Raw genomic sequence first — 22815 nt, forward strand, 5'->3', positions numbered from 1 at the left:
TTTGTGTCAACTCAGCCCGAAGGCATCATCAACCCGCCGATCGACTCTCTGCTGGAGGCCTCGGACTCGAAGTACGCCCTCGTGATCTACGGCGCCAAGCGCGCCCGCCAGATCAACGCGTACTACTCCCAGCTCCACGAGGGGCTCTTCGAGTACGTCGGCCCCCTCGTCGACACGAAGCTGAACGAGAAGCCCCTCTCCATCGCACTGCGGGAGATCAACGAGGGCATGCTCGTGTCCTCGCCCATGGAACAGTCCGAATAGTCCGGCCCCCGAAGCAGGCCACGGACGACCGGTGCGCATAGTACTTGGTGTCGGAGGAGGGATCGCGGCCTACAAGGCAGCATCCCTCCTCCGTCTTTTCACGGAGTCCGGGCATGACGTCACCGTCATCCCGACCGACGCCGCCATCCGCTTCGTCGGGACCGCCACCTGGGAGGCCCTCTCGGGCAAAACGGTGAGCAACAGCGTCTGGGACGACGTCGACAAGGTCAACCACGTACGGCTCGGCCACGAGGCCGACCTCATCGTCGTCGCCCCCGCCACCGCGGACGTCCTCGCGCGCGCCGCCGCGGGCCTGGCCAACGACCTCCTGACCGGCACGCTCCTCATGGCGCACGGGCCCGTCTTCCTGGCCCCGGCGATGCACACCGAGATGTGGCAGCACGCGGCCACCCGGGCGAACGTCGCCACCCTCCGCTCGCGCGGCGTCACCGTCATGGAGCCGGCCTCCGGTCGACTCACCGGTGCGGACTCGGGTCCCGGCCGGCTTCCCGAGCCCGCCGACATCTTCGCGGCGGCGATGGACGCCGTCGCCCGCAGCGGGGGCTCCGGTCCGCTGCGGGGCAGGCGCGTGACCATCTCCGCCGGAGGCACCCGGGAGGCCCTCGATCCCGTGCGCTTCCTCGGCAACCGCTCGTCCGGCAAGCAGGGTATGGCCCTCGCCGAAGCGGCGCTCGCGCAGGGTGCACACGTGACTCTCGTCCTCGCTCACGCCGAGGTCGCCCCGCCGCCCGGGTGCGACGTCGTACGGGTCGAGTCCGCGCTGCAGCTGCGCGACGCCGTCCTCGAGGCCCTGCCCGCAACGGACGTCCTCGTGATGGCCGCTGCCGTGGCGGACTTCCGGCCCGCCGAGGTCGTCGCCACCAAGATCAAGAAGCGCGACGACGGCTCGGATCCCGTGATCACCCTCGTCCGCAACCCCGACGTCCTCCGCGAGGCCGTGCTCGCGCGGGAGGGGCGCTCGGAGCCGCTCGTGATCGCCGGATTCGCCGCCGAGACGGGAGACGCGACGGCCGATCCGCTGACGCACGCCCGGGCCAAGCTCGCGCGGAAGGGCTGCGACTTCCTCGTCCTCAACGTCGTCGGCTCTGACCTCGTCTTCGGCGAGGATTCCAACGCCGTCACGATCCTGGGCGCCGACGGCACCGAGTCCGCTCCGGTGCGGGGTTCCAAGCGCGCCGTCGCCGACGCCGTCATCAGGCACGCCGCGCGGCTCCTCGCCCCCTGATGCGCGGGCGCCCTCCGGTCCGCCGCGCCCGTTCCATCGCGGCGCAGCCGGGCCGGACCGTCCCCCCGACCAAGTAGAGTGGGCACGTGAATCCACCGAGCACTGAGTCCCCCCTGCGCCTTTTCACCTCGGAATCGGTCACCGAGGGCCATCCGGACAAGATCTGCGACCAGATCAGCGACGCCATCCTCGACGGGCTCCTCGAGCAGGACCCCGACTCCCGCGTCGCGGTCGAGACCCTGGTCACCACGGGCCTCGTGCACGTGGCGGGCGAGGTCACCACGGAGGCGTACGTCGAGATCCCCGACATCGTCCGCCGGACCATCCTCGGCATCGGCTACGACTCCTCGGCCAACGGCTTCGACGGCGCCCGCTGCGGCGTCTCGGTGTCCATCGGGCAGCAGTCCGCGGAGATCGCCTCGGGTGTGTTCACCTCCCTCGAGACCCGTGAGGGCACCGGCGTCGACCCCTACGACGCCCAGGGTGCCGGGGACCAGGGCATCATGTTCGGCTACGCGAGCGACGAGACCGCGGTGATGATGCCCACGCCCATCTGGCTGTCGCACCGCCTCTCGGAGCGCCTCACCGCGGTCCGCAAGGACGGCACCCTCCCCTACCTGCGGCCCGACGGGAAGACCCAGGTGACCATCGGGTACGACGGCGACCGGCCGGTCTCCATCGACTCCGTCGTCATCTCGTCCCAGCACTCCGCCGACGTGTCCCTCGAGCAGCTCCGCGCCGATCTCGCCGACCACGTCATCGCGCCGGTCCTGGCGGACTCCGAGCTCGACACGTCCTCGGTGCGCCACATCCTCAACCCCGGCGGCGCCTTCGTGATCGGCGGACCCGTGGGTGATGCCGGACTCACCGGCCGCAAGATCATCGTGGACACCTACGGCGGGATGGCACGCCACGGCGGCGGAGCGTTCAGCGGCAAGGATCCGTCGAAGGTGGACCGCTCGGCCGCGTACGCCATGCGCTGGGTGGCAAAGAACGTCGTGGCGGCGGGCCTCGCCCGCCGGGCCGAGATCCAGATCGCCTACGCCATCGGCATGGCCCAGCCCGTCGGGATCTACGTCGAGACGTTCGGCACCGAGACCGTGGACCCGCTGGCCATCGGCACGGCGATCCGCGAGATCTTCGACCTCCGGCCCCTCGGCATCATCAACGCCCTCGACCTGAAGCGCCCCGTCTACCAGCGCACCGCGGCGCACGGCCACTTCGGCCGCGAGGAGGACGGCTTCACCTGGGAGCGTACCGATCGCGTCGACAAGCTCCGGAGCTACTTCGACGCCTGAGGCGGGAGGGGACGGCGGCCGGCGCACGCCGGTCCCGGCGACATCATGACGGAGACGAAGCGGGATTCGGGCGGCACGGACGGCCAGCTGTCGCTGCTGCACGGCTTCGGCGCTGCGAAGCTGCCGCGCACCGATCCCGAGCGCGCGTCCGCCCTGCCCGTGGCGCGGGTCGTCCTCGACGCCCAGCTCCCACACCTCGACCGGTTCTTCGACTACGCGGTGCCCGCTGCCATGGACGCCGAGGCCCAGCCCGGCGTGCGGGTCAAGGTGCGGTTCGCCGGCCGCGAGCAGGCGGGCTTCCTGGCCGAACGCGTCGACGAGGCCAGCACCACGGCGACGCTCCTGCCGCTGGGCAAGGTCGTCTCCCCGCACCGGGTGCTGACGCCCGAGGTCCTGGCGCTCGCGACGGCGGTCGCCGCGCGGTCCGTCGGCACGGTGAGCGACGTCCTGCGCTCCGCCGTGCCGCCGCGCATGGCCCGCGTCGAGGCCGAGTTCCCCTCCGAGGCGGCCGACGGCGCCGCGCCCGACGCGGCAGGCCCGTCGTCCGGCAGCTTCCGGCGCTACCCGAGCGGCTCCGCCTTCCTCCGGCACCTGACCGCCGGGGAATCGCCCCGGGCCGTCCTCACGAGCCTGGGTGGATTCGGCGCCAGGGCCTGGACGGAGGAGATCGCCGACGCCGTGGCGGCCGCGGCGGCCTCGGGGCGGGGGTCGGTCGTCGTCGTCCCCGACCAGCGCGACCTCGCCCGCGTCGAGGCCGCCCTCACCGCCCGGCTCGGTGCCGCCGCCGTCGCCCGCCTGACGGGCGAGGACGGAGCCACGCCGCGGTACCGCAACTTCCTGCGCCTCCTCACGGGCACGGCGACCGTCGCGGTGGGCACGCGCTCCGCCGCCTACGCCCCCGTGCGCGACCTCGGCCTGCTCTGCCTGTGGGACGACGGCGACGACCAGCACATCGAGCAGCGCGCACCCTACCAGCACGTCCGCGACGTGCTGCTCCTGCGGGCCGAGCAGGAGGGTGCCGCGGTGCTGCTCTCCTCCTTCGCCCGGACCACCGAGTCCCAGCGCCTCGTCGACACGGGGTGGGCACGCGCCATCCAGGCGGACCGCGCCGAGGTGCGACGGTCCACGCCACGCGTCGTCCACGCGGCCGACGCCTACCAGATGGAGCGGGACCCGCTGGCCGCGCAGGCCCGGATCCCGCACGCCGCCTGGGCCGCGGCGCAGGCTGGGCTCCGGCACGGCCCCGTGCTGCTGCAGGTCGCGCGGACCGGCTTCTCGCCGGCGCTGGCCTGCGACCGGTGCCGCCACCCGGCCCGCTGCTCCGCCTGCGCCGGGCCACTGGCCCAGGCCGGACGGGATGCCCCCCTGGTGTGTCGCTGGTGCGGGCGGCCGGACAACTCCTGGTCGTGCGCCGAATGTGGTGGCACGCGGGTACGGGCGACCGTCGCGGGTGCCACCCGGACCGCGGAGGAACTGGGGAGGGCGTTCCCGGGCGTGCCGGTCGTCTCCTCGGCGGGCGAGCACATCGTGGACACCGTCCGCGATGTCCCCGCCGTCGTCGTCGCGACGCCCGGCGCGGAACCCGTGGCCCCCGGCGGCTACGCGGCCGTCATCCTCCTCGACGGCAACGCCCTGCTGAGCCGCGAGTCGCTGCGTGCGGGCGAGGACGCGCTCCGGCGGTGGTTCTCGGCGGCGATCCTCGCCCGTCCGTCCACGGCTGGCGGCACGGTGGTGATCACGGGCGACGACGACGTCGCGGTGGGGCACCTCGTGCGCTGGGATCCTGCGGGCGCCGCCGCCCGCGAACTCGTCGAGCGGCAGGAGCTCGGGCTGCCTCCGGCCGTGCGGTACGCGGTGCTGACGGGGACCCGGGAGGCCCTCACCCACTTCCTCGACGGCGTCGAGACGGAGGGGGCCGCGCGCGTCGTCGGCCCGGCCCCGATTCCGCCCGATGTGCGCCGGGAGGCGATGCTCGCCGCGCGTGCCGCCGCCGCGGCAGGGCGCGGTGCGGATTCGCCGGGGCGAGCGGCGACGGAGGCCCTGGCCGGCCAGGGCTCCCACCGCGTCCTGCTGTTCTTCCCCTACCGTGCCGCTGCGGGCATCACGCGGCAGCTGCGCGCACGCCGGGCCGCGCTGTCGGCGAAGCGGACGGGCGAGCCCGTCCACATCCGGCTCGATGCGCTGGACGTGCTCTAGGCGGCCTGCGCCACGTGCTCCGGGCGGCCTCCGTCACGGCGGGGGGACGCGGCGCCAGCCCTCGGAGTCGACCTCGATCACGAGGGGGACGACGGCCGCCACGCCCTGCCTCCGCAGCGCCTCCTCGATGTCCGGCGACGGTGCGGCGACCACGAAGGTCTCGCCGCGGTACAGGTCCGCCGTCGCGTTCACGAGCGCCACGAGGGCCTCGTGCCCTCGGCACCCGAAGCGCCCGGCGATCGGCAGCCGGGCCAGCCACGACGGCGGGATGCCCGCGTCGTCGACGAGGACGGCCGTCGCCGGGCACTGGAGATCCATGTCAGGAGCCTGCCCGGGGGAGCGGCTGGTGCCCCGCCGCTCCCCGTCCGGGAACCCCGGGTCGGGGAACCGGCGGTCGCGGGGTCCGTCGGGAAGGGCGCGTCATGAGCCCTTCGCCCCGTCCTCCGGCCTCGGGACCGACCGGGTGCGCCCGCGTCGCCGCCGCCGGGTGTATTCGGACACCGCACGCCGGCAGGCACCCCGCAGCTGCTCCGCGGACACCTCCCAGGAATAGCTCCCTGCACGCTCGAGCCCGGCGCGGGATGCTGCGGCCCACCGCGCGGGGTCGTCGAGGCTCCGCACCGCCGAGGCCACGTCCTCCGGGTCCCCGGGATCGACGAACAGGGCTGCCTCGCCCCCGATCTCACGGAAGATCGGGATGTCGCTCGCGACGACGGGCGTGCCGGTGGCCATCGCCTCGATGATGGGCAGGCCGTAGCCTTCCGCCCGGGACAGCGTGAGCAGGGCCGTCGAGTCGTGGAGCAGGTCATCGTACTCCGCATCCGTCACGCCCCCGTGGAAGACGATGCGCTGCTCGTCCGCCGCCAGGTCCGTGAGTTCGGCGCGGCGTTCGGGCGTGATGCGGCTGAGCAGGTGGAGCGTGTGCCCGGGCAGCAGCGCCATGGCGCGGACGAGGGTCTCGACGTTCTTGTACGGCATGAAGGAGCCCATGTAGAGCAGCGACGGCGAGCGCGGCGCGTCAGGGTCCCGCCGGCGTTCCGTGGGCTGCGGGGCGTTGCCGACGAGCAGGACGGGCCTGCGGGTGAGCCTGTGCTCCGCCATGAGGGCCGCCGTGGTGTCGGAGATCGTCGCGACCACGTCGGCCCGGTCGAGCAGCAGGCGCTGCGGCCAGTAGGCGAGATGGTACAGCCGCCAGAGCAGGCGCACCGGGAGGGGGAGGAAGGACGGCGGCAGGGGGTTCTGGTAGTAGATCAGGTCGTGCAGCGTGAGGACGAGAGGGTATCTGCGGCCCCACGAGCCCATCGTCTGCATGGGGCACACGACGACGTCGGGCCGGAGGCGGTTGATGCGCCGGGCGACGAACAGTTCGGCGGGGGAGAGCGGGCTGTTGACCAGCACGGACGGCACGTCGGGCAGCAGGGCCAGCTGCCGGGGATCACTGACGAGCATGACGACGTCGTCCGTCTCCGCGAGCGCGGCGATCAGGCTCGCGCCGTACCGGCTGATGCCGTCGTGGTGGTCCGTGCGCGTGAAGCGCGCGTCGAACAGGATCCTCATGGGGCTGTGTCCTCCAGGAACTCCTCGATGATCAGCGCCGCTTCGCGCGGCTTCTCGTAGTGCACCAGGTGCCCGACGTCCGCGATGACCTCGAGCCGTGCGTGCGGGATGAGCGCTGCGAGGTCGCGCTGGCTGGCCACGGAACCGATGTCGTCCCGATCCGCCGCGATGAGCAGGACGGGCATTCGCAGGTCCGCGGCCCGGTCCCGCACGGTGCCCGAGATCGATGCCCGGAAGGCCTCGAGGACCACCCGCCGGCCGGCGAAGGAACTGAAGTAGGCGTCGTGCTGCCCGTGGATCCAGCGTCGCAGGGTCCGGTCCTTCGTCTTGGCCATGAAGATGCTCATGCCGCGGACGATCACCGGATTCGCCAGGAGGGCGCGCCCGGCCGCCTCGGGCAGGCGGTCGGCGGCCACGTAGTATCCCTCGGCGAGCCGGGAGGCGGTGCGGCTGGGTCCCTCGAGCGCCGGAGCGCTGATGGGATTGACGAGGACCACGCGCCCGGCGAGGCCCGGGGAGCCGGCGGCGGCCTCCGCGGCCACGATCGAACCGAACGAGTGGCCGAGCAGGACGGGCGAGTCGGGGGCGAGGAGCCGGGTGCAGTCGCTGATGAAGCGGGCGTAGGTGGCTACGTCGTGCGTGCCGGCCAGCGCCTGGCCCTGCCCGAAACCGGGCAGGTCCGGCAGGATGACGCGGTGCCGGGGCAGCTCCTCGACGAGGCGCAGCAGTCCGTGGTGGTCGCCCCGGAAGCCGTGCACCATGACGATCGTCCCGCGGGGCGCCTCGCCGGGCGCCGTAACGGCGGGATAGTCCCAGATGCGCTGCAGGGTGCCTTCCCAGCGCAGGGTCCGGACCGTGGCATCGCGCATCAGCCGACCCGGTCGGGGTGGGAGCCGAATCGCTGGTTTCGGTCCAGCGCGTCGAGGGCCCCGACCTGTCCGTCGTCGAGCGCGAACCCGAGGATGTCGAGGTTGGAGCCGATCCGCTCCCGCGAACTCGCCTTCGGGATCGTGAGGATGCCCTGCTGCAGGTGCCATCGCAGGATCACCTGCGCCGGTGTCCTCCCGAGGTCGGCCGCGATGCGACCGACGACGGCGTCCTGCAGGACGTTGCCGCGGCCGAGGGGGCTCCATGCCTGGGTGGCGATGCCGTGCTGCGCGTGGAAGGCGCGCAGGTCGCGCTGCTGCAGGTAGGGGTGGAGTTCCACCTGGTTGAGGACCGGCACGACGCCGGTCTCGTCGAGCAGCCTCTCGAGGTGCGGCTGCTGGAAGTTGGAGACGCCGATGGACCGCACGCGTCCGTCGGCGCGGAGGCGTTCGAGGGCGCGCCACGTCTCGACGTAGAGCCCCTTCGACGGGCAGGGCCAGTGGATGAGGTAGAGGTCGAGCTCCTCGAGGCCCAACCGCTGCATCGTCGCGTCGAAGGCGCGCAGGGTGGCGTCGAATCCGTGGTCGTCGTTCCACACCTTCGAGGTGAGGAAGAGGTCGTCGCGGGCGCCGGTCTCGAGGTACGCGCGGGCGGCTGCTCCCACACCCTCCTCGTTGCCGTACAGGGCGGCCGTGTCGAGCAGGCGGTACCCGACGTCCAGCGCCGTCGAGCAGAGCCGGGCGGTGTCCTCGGGCGGGACCTTGTAGACGCCGTACCCGACGACGTCGATCGACGTCCCGTCGGCGAGGGCGGCGCGGGGGACGGAGGAGGTCATGGGGGAACTCTACCGAGGTCGTCCTGTGGCCGGTGCCCCCTCACCCGGTCCTGCGCGTCGTTCGGCGGGATCGATGCTGTCGAGGATCAGTCCCAGGCCGTGGTCGAACTCGTCCCCGAAGTCGTAGCCGGGCTGCAGCACAATCCCGGTGGCGGTCCTCGGGCACCGGGCGGGGTCGGCAGCTGCGCCGTGCAGCTCGCCCGGGCGGCAGGAGCGCAGGTCGCGGCGGTCTGCAGCGGCGCGAAGGCCGGGTACGTGCGCTCGCTGGGCGCCGGGTCCGTCCTCGACTACGGCGAGCGCGACGTCGCCGACGGCGGGACGGTGTTCGACCTCGTGCTCGTGGACCTGATCGGGGCCGGGTCCGTCGTGCCGAGCATCGACCGGGTCCTTCCGCTGGCGCATGCGGCCGAGGCCCTCGAGCTCCTCGCGTCGGGTGCCGTGCGGGGCAAGCTGGTCCTCACGGTGTAGCCCCCGACGGGCTCCCGTCCCTCACGCGTGGACGAGGCGCCGGGCACACCCCTCGTCCAGGATCAGGTCGGTCGCGAGTCCGGCGGCGAGCGCCCCCCGCAGGCCGTCGATCTTGGACTCGCCGGACACCACGCAGATGCGGCGCTGCACCGCCCGCAGGTCGTCGAGGTTGGGACCGGTGCTGCGCGTGTTGAGCCGGATGTCGCGGTGCGTGCCGTCCGCACGGAAGAACATGGTGGCCACGTCGCCGACCACCCTGTCGGTCTCGAGGGTCTCGAGGTCCTCGCGGTCCAGGTAGCCGCCGCTGTAGACATGGCTCGGGATGCCTGCGCCGATCGAGCCGACACCGAAGATCGCCATGGTCATGCGGCGTTGCAGGTCCAGGATGCGGCGCACGCTGCGCTCCTCCCACATCGCCGTCTTGGTGGCCGCGTGGTCGAAGAAGGCGGGGACGGGGAACTGCTCGACGCGTGCGCCGTAGGCCTGCCCGAAGCGGCGCAGGATCTCGCTCGCGTAGGTGATGCCCGTGGTCTGGGTGTTGCCGGCCCCGTTCAGCTGCACGATCGCGCTGTCGTGGGTCTGCTTGCGGGTCAGGTGGTGGCTGACGGCGCTCAGCGTGGATCCCCACGCGACGCCGATGATCGCGTTCGAATCCACGAGTGGCCCGATGGTGCGGGCGGCCTGGATGGCCACGCGGTCGAGCACCTCGGAGTCGTTCCCCGAGTCCGCGACGGGCACCACGTGCGCCTCGACACCGAACCTCCGGCGGATCTGCTGCTCGAGCGCAGGGGCCCGCTCGGACGGGTTGTTGACCTGGATCTGCACCAGCCCGGTCTCCCGTGCCATGGACAGCAGCCGGGAGACGGTGGATCGGGACGTCCGCAGTTCGCGCGCGATCGCGTTCATGGTGAGGTCCTGCAGGTAGTACATCTGCGCGGCCCGCAACGCGTCCCGTGACCTGTTGCCCCGGTACTGGTCGGGGTCGCCGGGATCCCGGGTGGGACCACCGCTCGTCGTCGTCATGCCGCCAGTCTGGACCGCTTCTGCACGTTTGTGCAATCCGGTTGACTGTTATTTCCAGCGCTCGAAGAATGGACAGTGCAGTACCCATTCCAGACATTGAGGTTACGGAGTAGTCCCTTGAGCATTCCAGCCGGCCGGACCGACGGTGAAGGCACCACAACTTCTACCCGCACCGCGGTGCAGGAGCTCAGGGACAACCCCCGGGCCTCCGTGCTGATCGTCGGTGGCGGCATCAACGGGGTCGGGACCTTCCGCGACCTCGCACTGCAGGGCATCGACGTCGCACTGGTGGAGCGCGGCGACTACTGCCAGGGTGCATCCGGTGCCTCGTCGCACATGATCCACGGCGGTATCCGCTACCTGGAGAACGGCGAGTTCCGCCTCGTCCGTGAATCGGTCATCGAGCGCAACGCACTCATGCGGATCGCACCGCACTACGTGAAGCCGCTGCAGACCACGATCCCGATCTACACGACGTTCTCGGGCATCCTCTCGGCGCCCATGCGGTTCCTGACGCACCGCCAGGGCAAGCAGGTGGAACGCGGCGCCGTCCTCATCAAGGCCGGCCTCACCATGTACGACTTCTTCTCGCGCGACGGCGGCAACGTCCCCCGCCACTCCTTCGTCGGCCGCAAGAAGGCGCTCGCCGCCATGCCCGACCTCCGCAAGGACATCAAGTACGCGGCGACCTACTTCGACGCGTCTGTGCACAATCCGGAACGCCTGACCCTGGACGTGCTGCGCGACGGCCACGTCGCCAACCCGGCCGCCCGCGCCGCGAACTACGTCAGCGCCATCGGGAACAGCGAGGACGGAGTCCTCCTGCGCGACGAGCTCACGGGCGAGACCTTCCCCTTCCAGGCCGACGTCGTCGTGAACGCCACCGGCGCCTGGACGGACGGCACCAACGCCGTGCTCGGGGCGGAGACCCGGTTCATGGGCGGCACCAAGGGTTCGCACATCGTGCTCGACCACCCGGAACTGCTCCGTGCCTGCAACGGCACGGAGATCTTCTTTGAGCACGTCGACGGCCGGATCGTGCTGATCTACCCCATGGGCGACCGCGTCCTCGTCGGCACCACCGACATCGACGTCGACGTCACCGAGCAGGCCGTGTGCACGGACGAGGAGATCGAGTACTTCTTCGAGCTGATCGGGCACGTCTTCCCGGACATCGAGGTGACGCAGGACGACATCGTGTACAGCTTCTCCGGGGTCCGGCCACTGCCGCGCCACGACGAGACGCAGCCGGGCTTCGTCTCCCGCGACTACCGCATCGAGAAGCGCGAGGAGATGCTGGGCGGCCGGTCCGTCACCACCCTGAGTCTCGTGGGCGGCAAGTGGACCACGTTCCGCGCACTGTCGGAGCACCTAACCGACGACACCCTCGCCGCCCTCGGGGCCGAGCGCAGGACATCGACGGCAGGTGTCGCGATCGGCGGCGGGAAGGACTTCCCGACGGACGAGGCCGCCGAGCGCGCCTGGATCACGGCGGCCGTCCGCCCGGGCTTCGACGAGGCCCGCGTGCAGGTCCTGCTGACCCGTTACGGAACCCGCGCGAAAGACGTCCTCGAATACCTCGCGGAAGGCCCCGACAGGTTGTTTAATTCCACGAAGGAGCTGAGCACGCGAGAGCTCGCCTACATGGTGGAGCACGAGCAGATCGGCCACCTGATCGACGTCCTGATTCGCCGTACATCGCTTGCCTTCCGGGGACTCGTCTCCGAGGAGCTGTTCGCAGAGCTTGCCGAGACCCTGGCCCCGTTGCTGGGCTGGACCGCAGCGGAATCCGCAGCGGAGATCGAGCTCGCCGAGAAGGTCCTCGCCGATGCCCATCGGGTGCAGGTCAAGAGCCTGACCGCGTAGCGGCTCCCGCCGCAACGGGTCGAACCGCTGTTCGGAACAGCGGTGCAGTGCCAACGGCAGCAGCTGCCGGGGGGGATCAGCGCGTGCCGTCGAGGCGGCGGCACGCGTCAATAAATGAATAGATAGAGGAGTCAAAGATGTCTCTGGAAGTGTTTGTCGCCGAAATGTTCGGCACGATGCTGCTGCTGTTGCTCGGTACGGGTGTGGTCGCGAATGTCGCGCTCGCCCGAACCAAGGGCAATAACGGCGGCTTCCTCATGGTCAACTTCGGATGGGGCCTCGCCGTCTTCGCCGGCGTCTACGTCGCGGCCCTGTCGGGAGCCCACCTCAACTTCGCGGTCACGGTCGGTCTGTGGGTCAACGGCGACACCGCCGAATTCGCTCCGGGGGTCGACAAGAACTTCATCACCGCGATGGCCTACCTGGCGGCCCAGATGATCGGTTCGATCCTCGGTGCCGTCCTGTGCTGGCTCGCCTACAAGCAGCACTTCGACGAGGAGCCGGACCCCGCCAACAAGCTGGGCGTCTTCTCGACCGGTCCCGCCATCCGCTCCTACGGCTGGAACCTCGTCACCGAGATCATCGGAACCTTCGTGCTCGTGTTCGTCATCCTGTCCTTCGCCGGGACACCGACGGAGATCGGGCCGCTCGCGGTCGCCCTGCTCGTCGTCGGCATCGGCGCCTCGCTCGGCGGGCCCACCGGCTACGCCATCAACCCGAACCGCGACCTGGGACCCCGCATCGCCCACGCCATCCTGCCGATCAAGGGCAAGGGCAGCAGCGACTGGGGCTACGCCTGGGTGCCGATCGTCGGCCCGATCGTCGGTGGCGCCCTCGCCGGCATCCTGGTCCAGGTCATCTCGTTCCCCGTACCTGCCGCCTAGGCTCCAGCACCACCCGGGGCGGCTGTGCGCAGCCGCCCCCCGAAGACGTCCATCCAATGAAGGAGTAAGACATGTCGCAGCAGTACGTCATCGCCATCGACCAGGGCACCACGTCCAGCAGGGCCATCGTGTTCGACCACAAGGGCGATATCGTCTCGTCCGGCCAGAAGGAACACGAGCAGATCTTCCCGAAGGCCGGCTGGGTCGAGCACGATCCCGCCGAGATCTGGGGCAACACCCGCGAGGTCATCGGCACCGCCCTCTCCAGGGCCAATCTCACGCGCCACGACATCGCAGCCGTGGGCATCACCAACCAGCGCGAGACCGCCGTCGTCTGGGACAGGACCACCGGCAAGGCCGTCTACAACGCGATCGTCTGGCAGGACACGCGGACGCAGAACATCGTGGACGAGCTGGCGCAGGACGGCGGCGTCGAACGCTACAAGGCCAAGGTGGGCCTGCCGCTGGCCACCTACTTCTCCGGCACGAAGATCAAGTGGATCCTCGACAACGTCGACGGGGCCCGCGAGAAGGCCGAGGCCGGCGATCTCCTGTTCGGCAACACCGACTCCTGGGTGACCTGGAACCTCACGGGCGGCACCGACGGCGGCGTGCACATCACCGACGTCACCAACGCCTCGCGCACGCTGTTCATGGATCTCGAGACCCTGTCCTGGGACGAGTCGATCCTCGCCGACTTCGGCGTGCCCCTGTCGATGATGCCCGAGATCCGCTCCTCCTCCGAGGTCTACGGCACGGTGCACACCTCGCAGCTGCTGCGCGAGACGCCGGTGGCCGGCATCCTCGGCGACCAGCAGGCGGCGACCTTCGGCCAGGCCGCCTTCGACAAGGGCGGTGCGAAGAACACCTACGGCACCGGCAACTTCATGATCGTGAACACCGGCGAGGAGATCGTCCACTCCAAGAACGGCCTGCTCACGACGGTCTGCTACCGGCTCGGGGACGCCAAGCCCGTCTACGCGCTCGAGGGTTCGATCGCCGTCACCGGTTCACTCGTGCAGTGGCTCCGCGACAACCTCGGCATCATCAAGAGCGCCCCCGAGGTGGAGCAGCTCGCCACCACGGTCGACGACAACGGCGGCGTGTACATCGTGCCCGCGTTCTCGGGACTCTTCGCGCCGTACTGGCGCGCCGATGCACGCGGTGCCATCGTCGGCATGACCCGGTTCGTGAACAAGGGCCACATCGCCCGTGCGGCCCTGGAGGCCACGGCCTTCCAGACGCGCGAGGTGCTGGACGCGGCGAACGCCGATTCCGGCGTGAACATGGAGGACCTCCGGGTCGACGGCGGCATGGTCGCGAACGACGCCCTGATGCAGTTCCAGGCCGACATCCTCGGCATCCCCGTCATCCGACCGAAGGTCACGGAGACCACCGCGCTCGGCGCCGCCTACGCCGCGGGCCTCGCCGTCGGCTTCTGGAAGGACACCGACGAGCTCGCCACCAACTGGGCCGAGGACAAGCGCTGGAACCCGTCCATGGACGAGGCCGAGCGGGAGCGCCAGCTGCGACTGTGGAAGAAGGCCGTCACGAAGACCTTCGACTGGGTCGGCGAGGACGTGCGCTAGCACGGACTCCCCACCGAACGGGGCACACCCGGTCCGCAGCAGACGGACCGGGCGTGCCCCGTTCTCCGCCGCACATCCGTCGGCACGGCTCGCACTGCTAAAGTGAACCCATGCCCCGAGCCCTCCTCCTTACCTAGCCGCACGGCATCCACCGTGCGGCGGCCCCTCCTGGATGTGAGGGGCTTTTGTGTGTCCGGCGCCGGACACCCCAGGCAGGGGCGGGTCCCCGCGGACGAGCAGTACCAGAGCAGGACGACGTTCCATCGACAGGACAGGTCAACACACAGTGAGCATCAACCCCGAGGGCGCTCAGCCGGACGAGAACACCTACGACTTCTCCGCCATCGAGGCGAAGTGGCCGGCGGTCTGGGATCGGCTGCAGGCGTTCGCGCCCGCCGACGACGGCACGCGCGAGCGGCGCTACGTGCTCGACATGTTCCCGTACCCCTCCGGCGACCTCCACATGGGCCACGCGGAGGCATTCGCCATGGGCGACGTCGCGGCGCGCTTCTACCGTCAGAAGGGCTTCGACGTCCTGCACCCCATCGGCTGGGACTCGTTCGGCCTGCCCGCCGAGAACGCCGCGATCAAGCGCAACGCGCACCCGGCCGAATGGACCTACGCGAACATCGAGACGCAGGCGCACTCGTTCAAGCGGTACGCGATCAGCGCGGACTGGAGCCGGCGGCTGCACACCTCGGACCCCGAGTACTACCGCTGGACGCAGTGGCTCTTCGTCCGGTTCTTCCAGAAGGGCCTGGCGTACCGCCGGAACTCGCCGGTCAACTGGTGCCCGAAGGACCAGACAGTGCTGGCGAACGAACAGGTCATCAACGGGGCCTGCGACCGCTGCGGGACGATGGTCACCAAGAAGAACCTGAACCAGTGGTACTTCAAGATCACCGACTACGCCGACCGCCTGCTGGACGACATGGAGCAGCTCAAGGGCCACTGGCCCGAGCGGGTGCTCGCCATGCAACGCAACTGGATCGGCCGCTCCGAAGGTGCGCACGTGCATTTCCGGATCGAGGCCGACGGCGACCTGCCGGAGCGGGACGTCACCGTCTTCACCACCCGGCCCGACACCCTCTACGGGGCGACGTTCTTCGTCGTCGCCGCCGATGCGGACCTGGCCCTGGACCTGGTCACGCCGGACCGGCGCGCAGCCCTGGAGCAGTACCGCGAACAGGTCAAGGGACTGTCGGAGATCGAACGGCAGGCCACGGAGCGCGAGAAGACGGGGGTCTTCACCGGCCGCTACGCCGTCAACCCGCTGAACGGCGAGAAGCTGCCCGTCTGGGCTGCCGACTACGTGCTGGCCGACTACGGCACCGGGGCCATCATGGCCGTCCCCGCGCACGACCAGCGCGACCTCGACTTCGCCCGGGCGTTCGACCTGCCCGTCCGCACCGTCGTCGACACCGGGGCCGAGGATGCCGCCGAGACCGGGATCGCCACGACGGGCGAGGGAACGCTCGTCAATTCCGGCGAGCTGACCGGGCTGGACAAGACGACCGCCATCCGCCGGGCCGTCGAGCTCGTCGAGGAGCAGGGTACCGGTGAGCACACCATCAATTACCGCCTGCGGGACTGGCTGCTCTCCCGGCAGCGCTTCTGGGGGACGCCGATCCCGATCATCCACTGCCCGTCCTGCGGTGAAGTACCGGTGCCGGACGACCAGCTGCCGGTCACCCTGCCCGAGGGGCTGCGCGGCGAGGCGCTGGCGCCCAAGGGCACCTCGCCGCTGGCCGCCGTCGAGGAGTGGGTCAACGTGCCCTGCCCCGACTGCGGTGGCGCGGCGAGGCGTGACACCGACACCATGGACACCTTCGTCGACTCGTCGTGGTACTACCTGCGCTTCGTCGACCCGCAGCTGGACACTGCGCCGTTCGACACCGAGGCCGTGAACCGCTGGCTGCCCGTCGGCCAGTACGTCGGCGGCGTCGAGCACGCCATCCTGCACCTGCTGTACAGCAGGTTCTTCACCAAGGTGCTGTTCGATCTCGGCATGGTCGGCTTCACCGAGCCCTTCAGCGCGCTGCTGAACCAGGGCCAGGTGCTCAACGGCGGCAAGGCCATGAGCAAGTCCCTCGGCAACGGCGTGGACCTCGGCGAGCAGCTGGACCGCTTCGGCGTGGACGCCGTGCGCCTCACCATGGTGTTCGCGTCACCTCCCGAGGACGACGTCGACTGGGCGGACGTCTCGCCGTCGGGCTCGGCGAAGTTCCTGGCGCGGGCCTGGCGCCTCGGTGGCGGCGTCACCAGCGCGGTCGGGGCCGACCCGTCGACCGGCGACCGGTCACTGCGCTCGGTGACGCACCGCACGGTGGCGGAGTCCGCGGAGCTCATGGAGGCCAACAAGTTCAACGTCGTCATCGCGAAGCTCATGGAGCTCGTCAACGCGACGCGGAAGGCGATCGACTCCGGTGCCGGCGGCGCCGACCCCGCCGTGCGCGAGGCCACCGAGGCCGTCGCGATCCTGCTCAGCCTCTTCGCGCCCTACACGGCCGAGGACCTGTGGAGCCGCCTCGGACACGAGGCGACCGTCGCCACGGCGGGCTGGCCCACGGTCGATCCGGGCCTGCTGACCCAGGAGAGCGTCGTCGCCGTCGTCCAGGTGCAGGGCAAGGTGCGGGACCGCCTGACGGTGTCCCCGGACATCGCCGAGGACGAGCTGCGCGAGCTGGCGCTGGCCAGCGAGCAGATCCAGCGCGTGCTGGACGGTCGCGACATCCGCACGGTCATCGTGCGGGCGCCCAAACTGGTCAACATCGTCCCGGCGTGATGACTCGTCGGTGGACGGCCCCGACGCGGGCAGGGCGTGCTGCGTGCGCATAGCCGTCGTCACCGACTCGGCCGCCGGGTTCGCTCCGGAATGGAGCGCGCCCGGTGGCCTCGCCGACGGCATCCCGGTGGTCGCCATGCCGGTGCTGGTCGGCGCCGACATCCTGACCGGTGAGCACGACGACGTCACCGCACCACTCATGGTCGCCCTCGCCGCAGGCACGACCGTGCGCACGTCCCGGCCGTCTCCCGGCCAGTTCGACGCCGTGTACGGCCGCCTCGCCGAGGAGGGGTACGACGGCATCGTGTCCGTGCACCTGTCCGGCCTGCTGTCGGGCACGGTCGAGGCGGCCCGCCAGGCGGCATCCCGCGCGACGATCCCCGTCGAGGTCATCGACGCACGCACCGCGGGCATGGCGCAGGGCCGGGCGGCCCTCGCAGCCCGGGCAGCGGCGCGGAGAGGTGCGGACCTGCAGGCGGCCGCCGCCGCCGCGGCCATGGCCGCGCGGGCGTCCGCCCTCTACTTCTACGTCCCCAGCGTTGAGCAGCTCCGCCGCGGAGGCAGGATCCCGGCGGCGGCAGGCTGGCTGGGCGCCCTGCTGTCCGTCCGGGTGATCCTCCATGTCCAGGGCGGGCGACTCGTCCCCCTCGAACGCATGCGGTCGGCGGCGCGCGGCATGGCGCGGCTCCAGGAACTGGTGGAGGCCGACATCACCGCGCGCGCCGGCGGCGTCCTGCTGACCGTGCACCACTTCGGCAACGAGGACGAGGCTGCGGCCCTCGCCGGGCGCCTCGAGGCGGTGGCAGGAACCGGGCAGGTGTCGACCGCCCCGTGCCCCTCCGTCCTCGCCGCACATGCCGGGCTCGGCGTCGTGGCGGTGACCGTCAGTCCCGACTGACCGGTCACCACGAGGACCTCTGCGGCGGACCGCCGCGGGTGCGATATCCACATAGCGCTCCGGGACCCGATCGAGGAGGAGTCCCGCTCCTAGCGTTGCGGGATGGGAAAGCACCGATGGCCGACCGCCGGCGACGCAGGGGAGACCGGCACCTGGGCTCCCGCGGCCCGGCCGGCGGATGGCAGCGCGGCGGGCGCTCTCCTCCCGGCGGATGGCCGCGAGGAAGTGCCGGACAGTTCGGATGCGCGCGCTGTCCGCGCTGCCCGGGGGGAGGAGGAGGGCCGGCAGACCGTCTCGACCGGTGTCCAGTGGCGCGTCGCCCGCTCGGCGGCACTCGTCTTCGCCGGGGTGGCACTGGCGGTCGGCGCAGCGCTCTTCCTCGTCCGGAGCTCCGAGCCGTCCGCGGCCGCGGTGTCGGTGCAGCTCGACAGCGGCGTAGCGGACGATACTGCCGAGCCGGCTGCCGGCGACGGAGCCGCACGGGGTGCGACTGCCGGTGACGGAGCCGCAGGGGATGCAGCCGTGGGGGCCGCTACGGGCGAGCGTCCGGGTGGTTCTGGTGGCGAGGACGGTACGGGTGGAGTCGGCCCGGGGAGTCCCGGTGAGGCACCGACGCATGAGCCGACCGACCGGTCAGGGGACCCTCTCGGCGTCACGGGCGGTACCGGAGGCGGAGCGCAGGGGATCATCATCGTCTACGTCACGGGAGCGGTCGCAGCACCCGGAGTCGTCACGGTCCCGTCCGGTACGCGCCTGTTCGACGTCATGGGCAGGGCAGGTGGTGCGCTCCCCGAGGCAGACCTCGAGGGGATCAACCTCGCTGCGACACCGTCCGACGGGCAGCACATCCACGTCCTCGCCGTCGGCGAGGAACCGCGGATCACCCAGGACCTCCCCGGCACCTCGTCCCCCGCCCAAACCCCGGGACGGCAGGTCGAGGGTCCCGGCGGCGGCGGTGCACCTGGCGGGAGCCCGGGCGGAATCGACATCAATACCGCGACGCTCGCGGAGATCGAGCTGCTGCCACGCGTCGGTCCGGTGCTCGGACAGCGCATCATCGATTGGCGCACGGAGCACGGGCCGTTCGGCCAGGCGGCCGACATCGACGCCGTGCCGGGTATCGGGCCGGCGATGCTCGACGGGATCCTCCCCCTCATCGTGGTGCGGTGAGGCACGACGGCGGAGGTCCTGGCCGCGCCGCCTCCGCCGATCCGCCGGGAGGATTTGTCCCGGGACCGGCCCACCGAGGCCCGCAGGCTGCTCCGTCCCGGTGGCACGGCGACCTGCGCCTGGTCCCGTCCGCCGCGGCTGCGTGGACGGCCGCTGCCGTCGCTGTCCATGGCGGGGCGGTCGAGGCGACGGCAGCGGGGCTCCTGGCCGGGGCCTGTGCACTCATGCTGTCCTGTCTCGTGGTCATCGTGCCGGGCCGGCGACGTGCGTGGGCGCTGCTGCCCGGTCAGGCGCTGGCCCCCGCGGCCGCGCTGAGCCTGGTGCTGCTGTCGGCCGGCGGCAGCCTCGCCCGTGCCGAGGCGGGACCGGTGGACGAGGCGCTCGACGGCGGTGTCCCGTTCACCGCGGTCCTGCGCATCACGGGAGAACCGTCCTCGTTGGGTCCGGGAGCATTCGGGGGCGGGAAGCGCTACCTCGTGGACGCCGAGGTCCTCGGGGGTGTCCTCCGGGGTGCTCCCTTCGTAGCGGCGACCCCCGTCGTGGTCCTGGGATCGGGCGGGTGGGCCGGCGTGGGGACCGGCGACACCGTCCGCGTCCTGGGCACGGCGGAACCTGCGGACCGCGTGGGGAGGGCGGTCGCGATCTTCCTCCCTGCCAGCAGCCCGGCGATCGAGGAGGCCCGCGGCTGGCTCGGCTACACGGATCACCTGCGCACGCGGTTCCGGGACCTCGCCCTCGCCGACAGCCGCGACGGAGGCCTGCTCCCGGGCATGGCACTGGGTGACCGGACCGGGCTCGCCCCGGACCTCGAGGAGGCCATGCGACGGACCGGACTGACCCATCTCACCGCGGTGAGCGGAGCGAACTGCTCCTACGTCGTGGCGTTCGCCTTCCTCGGGCTGCGGGTGCTCCGGCTTCCCCGGCTACCGGCCGGCGTCGGTGCCGTGGTCTCGCTCGTGGCGTTCGTCCTGCTCGTCCGGCCCGAGCCGAGCGTCCTGCGCGCTGCGGTCATGGGGGCGGTCGGGGTGGCTGCCGTCCTCTCGGGCCGCGGCAGGGTCTCGCTGACACTGCTGATGGTGTCGGTCATCGTCCTCCTCGCCGTGGATCCCTGGCTCTCGGTGTCCTTCGCCTTCGTGCTGTCGGTGGCGGCGACCCTGGGGCTGGTCACGGCCGGTCCGACGGTCGTCGACACCCTCGGCCTGATGATGCCGCGCCCGGCGGCCCAACTGCTCGCCATCCCGCTGACCGCGCAGCTCTTCTGCACTCCGATCCTGGTCCTGATCCAGCCCGCCCTGCCGGTGTACTCGCTACCCGCCAACGTCCTGGTGTCACCGGTCGTCCCGGCCATCACGCTGGTGGGCATGGCGGCGGTCGTGGCACTCGTCGCCGGTCCCGTACTCGCGCCGGCCCTGATCGCCACCGCCCAGTGGGGTACCCGCTGGGTGGCAGGCGTCGCCGAGGCCCTCGCAGCCGCTCCTGCCGCGACCGTGCCCTGGTTCCCGGGCGCGCCGGGAGCGGTGGTGGCTGCATCCGGGTCGGTGCTGCTTCTCCTCGCCATGGTCCGCCGCGAGTCGGTCCTCGCCGGTTGGCGGCGTGCCGTCACCCGCACTCGGCAGCCCCCGTCCGTCCCGACCGGGTCTGGAACAGCAGGGCGGCCGCCGGCCAGGGCCGGAACAGCAGGGCGGCCGCCGGCCAGGGCCGGGCGCCGGACCGTCGCGATCGTCCTCGCCGTCGCCCTGCTGGGGGCGCTCGCGACCATCGCCCTCGTCGAGCGGCGGGGCACGGAGTCCTCCGCCCGGTGGGCTCTCACGATGTGCGACGTCGGACAGGGCGACGGCATGGTCATCAGGACGTCGGCGGAGCACGCACTGGTCGTCGACACCGGGCCCGATCCCGATGCCATGGACCGGTGCCTGGACGCACTCGGGATCGAGGTGATCGACGCACTCGTCATCACGCATCTGCACGACGACCACTACGGCGGGGTGGAAGGGGCATTGCGTGGAAGGACCGTATCGGCCCTGTACTACTCGACCGGGGAGGACGGCCTGCCGCGTGAGCTGACCGACGCGACGGCAGGCGCCGGCGTCGGAGCCGAGCGTCTGACCGGTGCGACCCGGCTCGACCTTCCACCCGTGCGGGTGGACGTCCTCTGGCCACGGGGGGAGACACGCCTGCCGGAGGAGAACAACGCGAGCGCCGTCCTGCAGGTCGTGGTGCCCACGGCGGAACGGCCCGTCACGCTCCTCCTCACCGGGGACCTCGAGGAGGACGCCGCCGCGGAGCTCCTCGCCGCGGTCCCCTCCCTGAGGGACGGGGGAGTGGACATCCTCAAGATCGCCCATCACGGAGCGAGGAACGGGGGAACAGGGATCATCGACGCCGTCTCACCCGCCCTCGCCCTCATCTCGGTCGGCAAGGACAACGACTACGGCCACCCGCATCCCCGCATCCTCGAACGGCTCGACCGCTCCGGTATCGCCAGCGCCCGGACCGACGAACTCGGATCGTTCACCGTGGGTGTCACCGACGGCAGGATCGAGGTCCACCGACTCCGCTGACGGGGTGCCGGCCGGAGCCACCGCTGCAGCTTTGAGGCGAGAGGGCTCCGTGCAAGAGTAGGAGTGCATTCCGACGGAAGGAACACCCCCGCGTGGCAACGAGATCACCCGCCGGCCGCAGCACCGGCGCGGGCCAGCAGCAACCAGCATCATGGCGCGAGGTGCGCCCCGCCGGCGTCGTCCTGCTCTCCGGTCCCGAGGACTACCTGGCATCCCGGGCTGCGGAATCGATCCGGGCACAGGTGCGCACGGCACAGCCCGGAGCGGAACTGGTCCGGTTCGACGCCGGGTCCTATGACGCGGGAACCCTGACCATGCAGGCCAGCCCGTCGTTGTTCGGGGACTGGAAGATCATCGAGGTGGCGGGGCTGGCACAGATGAACGATGCCTTCCTGGTCGACGCGCTCGCCTACCTCGAGGACCCGGCACCCGATGTCGTCCTGGTGATGCGCCACTCGGGCGGGAACCGTGGGAAGAAGCTGCTCGATGCGATCAAGGCCGCCAAGGCCACCGTCGTCGACTGCCAGCCTCTGAAGAAGGACGGGGAGAAGGCGGAGTTCGTCACCACCGAGTTCCGTCTGGCACGCCGGCGCATCGACTCGGATGCCGTGCGGGCGCTCGTCGCCGCGGTCGGTTCGCAGCTCCCCGAGCTGGCGGCAGCCTGCCAGCAGCTCATGGCGGACACCGCGGGCGACATCTCGGCGGAGACGGTGGAGAAGTACTACGGGGGCCGCGTCGAGGCGACCGGTTTCAAGGTGGCCGATGCCGCCCTGGCAGGGCGGACCGCGCAGGCACTGTCCATGCTGCGCCATGCTCTTGCCACGGGGGCGGACCCCGTCCCCATCGTCGCCGCGCTCGCCATGAAGGTCCGCGCCGTCGCGAAGGTCCATGGGGTCCGCGGATCCTCGATGCAGCTGGCGAAGGACCTGGGGATGGCGCCGTGGCAGGTGGACCAGGCGCGCAAGGAGGCCCAGCGCTTCAGCTCCGAGGCCCTGGCGCGCTGCATCCGCGCCCTCGCCGAAGCCGACGCCCAGGTGAAGGGCGAATCGCGGGATCCCGTGTACGCCGTCGAACGGGCCGTCACCGTCATCGCGCTGGGCGACGGCTGACGCAGCACGGACAGGATCAGCGCCGCGCCAGGCGCCTGGCTCGGCTGTGCGGCAGGGCCCCGGCGTTGTCCCGCGGGCCGGGAACGGTCCCGGCCCGGGACCGCTGCGCTCCCGCCCTTAACGACGTAGGGGGGGCGGACCGCGGGGGGGGGGGGCAGGCGAGGGGGTTGGGGAGCGGGGGGGGGTGGGGTTTTTGGGG

Annotated in this window: 18 protein-coding genes; 13 read left to right on the forward strand and 5 right to left on the reverse strand. The window is 71.4% G+C overall.

Annotated features, from left to right (window positions below):
• Nucleotides 1-3: 3 nt before the first annotated feature.
• From rpoZ to ACX80U_RS09495, 4 genes are all read left to right on the forward strand, one after another.
• The gene (gene rpoZ, locus ACX80U_RS09480) at nucleotides 4-264 is read left to right on the forward strand and encodes a DNA-directed RNA polymerase subunit omega (RefSeq protein ID WP_055771293.1); all 261 of its coding nucleotides are present in this window, start codon (nucleotides 4-6) and stop codon (nucleotides 262-264) included.
• Between the two features lie 31 nt (nucleotides 265-295).
• The gene (gene coaBC, locus ACX80U_RS09485; RefSeq protein WP_459268193.1) at nucleotides 296-1510 is read left to right on the forward strand and encodes a bifunctional phosphopantothenoylcysteine decarboxylase/phosphopantothenate--cysteine ligase CoaBC; all 1215 of its coding nucleotides are present in this window, start codon (nucleotides 296-298) and stop codon (nucleotides 1508-1510) included.
• Nucleotides 1511-1596: 86 nt separating this feature from the next.
• Nucleotides 1597-2808, forward strand: a complete 1212-nt coding sequence (gene metK / locus ACX80U_RS09490; RefSeq protein ID WP_133080577.1) for a methionine adenosyltransferase — start codon at nucleotides 1597-1599, stop codon at nucleotides 2806-2808.
• Between the two features lie 45 nt (nucleotides 2809-2853).
• Nucleotides 2854-5004: a primosomal protein N' gene (locus tag ACX80U_RS09495; protein ID WP_459268194.1), complete on the forward strand. Its 2151-nt coding sequence runs from the start codon at nucleotides 2854-2856 to the stop codon at nucleotides 5002-5004.
• A 33-nt stretch (nucleotides 5005-5037) separates the two neighbouring features.
• Here the strand turns inward: ACX80U_RS09495 and ACX80U_RS09500 are convergent, their stop codons facing one another.
• From ACX80U_RS09500 to ACX80U_RS09515, 4 genes are all read right to left on the reverse strand, one after another.
• The gene (locus ACX80U_RS09500; protein ID WP_459268195.1) at nucleotides 5038-5322 is read right to left on the reverse strand and encodes a hypothetical protein; all 285 of its coding nucleotides are present in this window, start codon (nucleotides 5320-5322) and stop codon (nucleotides 5038-5040) included.
• A 102-nt stretch (nucleotides 5323-5424) separates the two neighbouring features.
• Nucleotides 5425-6561, reverse strand: a complete 1137-nt coding sequence (locus ACX80U_RS09505) for a glycosyltransferase family 4 protein (protein ID WP_459268196.1) — start codon at nucleotides 6559-6561, stop codon at nucleotides 5425-5427.
• Nucleotides 6558-7430, reverse strand: coding sequence for an alpha/beta fold hydrolase (locus tag ACX80U_RS09510; protein WP_459268197.1), 873 nt, complete (start codon nucleotides 7428-7430; stop codon nucleotides 6558-6560). The genes ACX80U_RS09505 and ACX80U_RS09510 overlap by 4 nt, the downstream gene beginning before the upstream one ends.
• A complete protein-coding gene (locus ACX80U_RS09515) occupies nucleotides 7430-8263 on the reverse strand; it encodes an aldo/keto reductase (RefSeq protein WP_459268198.1) in 834 nt (277 codons plus the stop codon). The genes ACX80U_RS09510 and ACX80U_RS09515 overlap by 1 nt, the downstream gene beginning before the upstream one ends.
• Nucleotides 8264-8362: 99 nt before the next feature.
• On the opposite strand from ACX80U_RS09515, the gene ACX80U_RS09520 reads away from it, so the two are divergent.
• The gene (locus tag ACX80U_RS09520; protein WP_459268199.1) at nucleotides 8363-8731 is read left to right on the forward strand and encodes a zinc-binding dehydrogenase; all 369 of its coding nucleotides are present in this window, start codon (nucleotides 8363-8365) and stop codon (nucleotides 8729-8731) included.
• 21 nt (nucleotides 8732-8752) lie between these two features.
• On the opposite strand, the gene ACX80U_RS09525 is transcribed toward ACX80U_RS09520, so the two are convergent.
• Nucleotides 8753-9661 carry a sugar-binding transcriptional regulator gene (locus tag ACX80U_RS09525; protein WP_459268209.1) on the reverse strand — a complete coding sequence of 303 codons (909 nt, stop codon included), beginning with the start codon at nucleotides 9659-9661 and terminating at the stop codon, nucleotides 8753-8755.
• Nucleotides 9662-9877: 216 nt separating this feature from the next.
• Here ACX80U_RS09525 and ACX80U_RS09530 point away from each other — a divergent pair, with 216 nt between their 5' ends.
• The 8 genes from ACX80U_RS09530 to holA all read left to right on the forward strand — a co-directional run bounded on the left by ACX80U_RS09530 (nucleotide 9878) and on the right by holA (nucleotide 22616).
• The gene (locus tag ACX80U_RS09530; RefSeq protein ID WP_459268210.1) at nucleotides 9878-11620 is read left to right on the forward strand and encodes a glycerol-3-phosphate dehydrogenase/oxidase; all 1743 of its coding nucleotides are present in this window, start codon (nucleotides 9878-9880) and stop codon (nucleotides 11618-11620) included.
• Nucleotides 11621-11757: 137 nt separating this feature from the next.
• The gene (locus ACX80U_RS09535; protein ID WP_133080569.1) at nucleotides 11758-12504 is read left to right on the forward strand and encodes an aquaporin; all 747 of its coding nucleotides are present in this window, start codon (nucleotides 11758-11760) and stop codon (nucleotides 12502-12504) included.
• 71 nt (nucleotides 12505-12575) lie between these two features.
• Nucleotides 12576-14093: a glycerol kinase GlpK gene (glpK, locus tag ACX80U_RS09540; RefSeq protein ID WP_459268200.1), complete on the forward strand. Its 1518-nt coding sequence runs from the start codon at nucleotides 12576-12578 to the stop codon at nucleotides 14091-14093.
• A 262-nt stretch (nucleotides 14094-14355) separates the two neighbouring features.
• Entirely contained in the window at nucleotides 14356-16878 is a 2523-nt protein-coding gene (leuS, locus tag ACX80U_RS09545) for a leucine--tRNA ligase (protein ID WP_459268211.1), read from the forward strand.
• Nucleotides 16879-16921: 43 nt separating this feature from the next.
• Complete coding sequence (locus tag ACX80U_RS09550) at nucleotides 16922-17776, forward strand: DegV family protein (RefSeq protein WP_459268201.1); 855 nt, start codon at nucleotides 16922-16924, stop codon at nucleotides 17774-17776.
• Nucleotides 17777-17878: 102 nt separating this feature from the next.
• Nucleotides 17879-18946, forward strand: a complete 1068-nt coding sequence (locus tag ACX80U_RS09555) for a helix-hairpin-helix domain-containing protein (RefSeq protein ID WP_459268202.1) — start codon at nucleotides 17879-17881, stop codon at nucleotides 18944-18946.
• Nucleotides 18943-21507: a ComEC/Rec2 family competence protein gene (locus tag ACX80U_RS09560; RefSeq protein WP_459268203.1), complete on the forward strand. Its 2565-nt coding sequence runs from the start codon at nucleotides 18943-18945 to the stop codon at nucleotides 21505-21507. The genes ACX80U_RS09555 and ACX80U_RS09560 overlap by 4 nt, the downstream gene beginning before the upstream one ends.
• Nucleotides 21508-21599: 92 nt before the next feature.
• A complete protein-coding gene (gene holA / locus ACX80U_RS09565; RefSeq protein WP_459268204.1) occupies nucleotides 21600-22616 on the forward strand; it encodes a DNA polymerase III subunit delta in 1017 nt (338 codons plus the stop codon).
• Nucleotides 22617-22815 lie beyond the last annotated feature (199 nt).

Source organism: Arthrobacter sp. TmT3-37 (assembly GCF_054510835.1).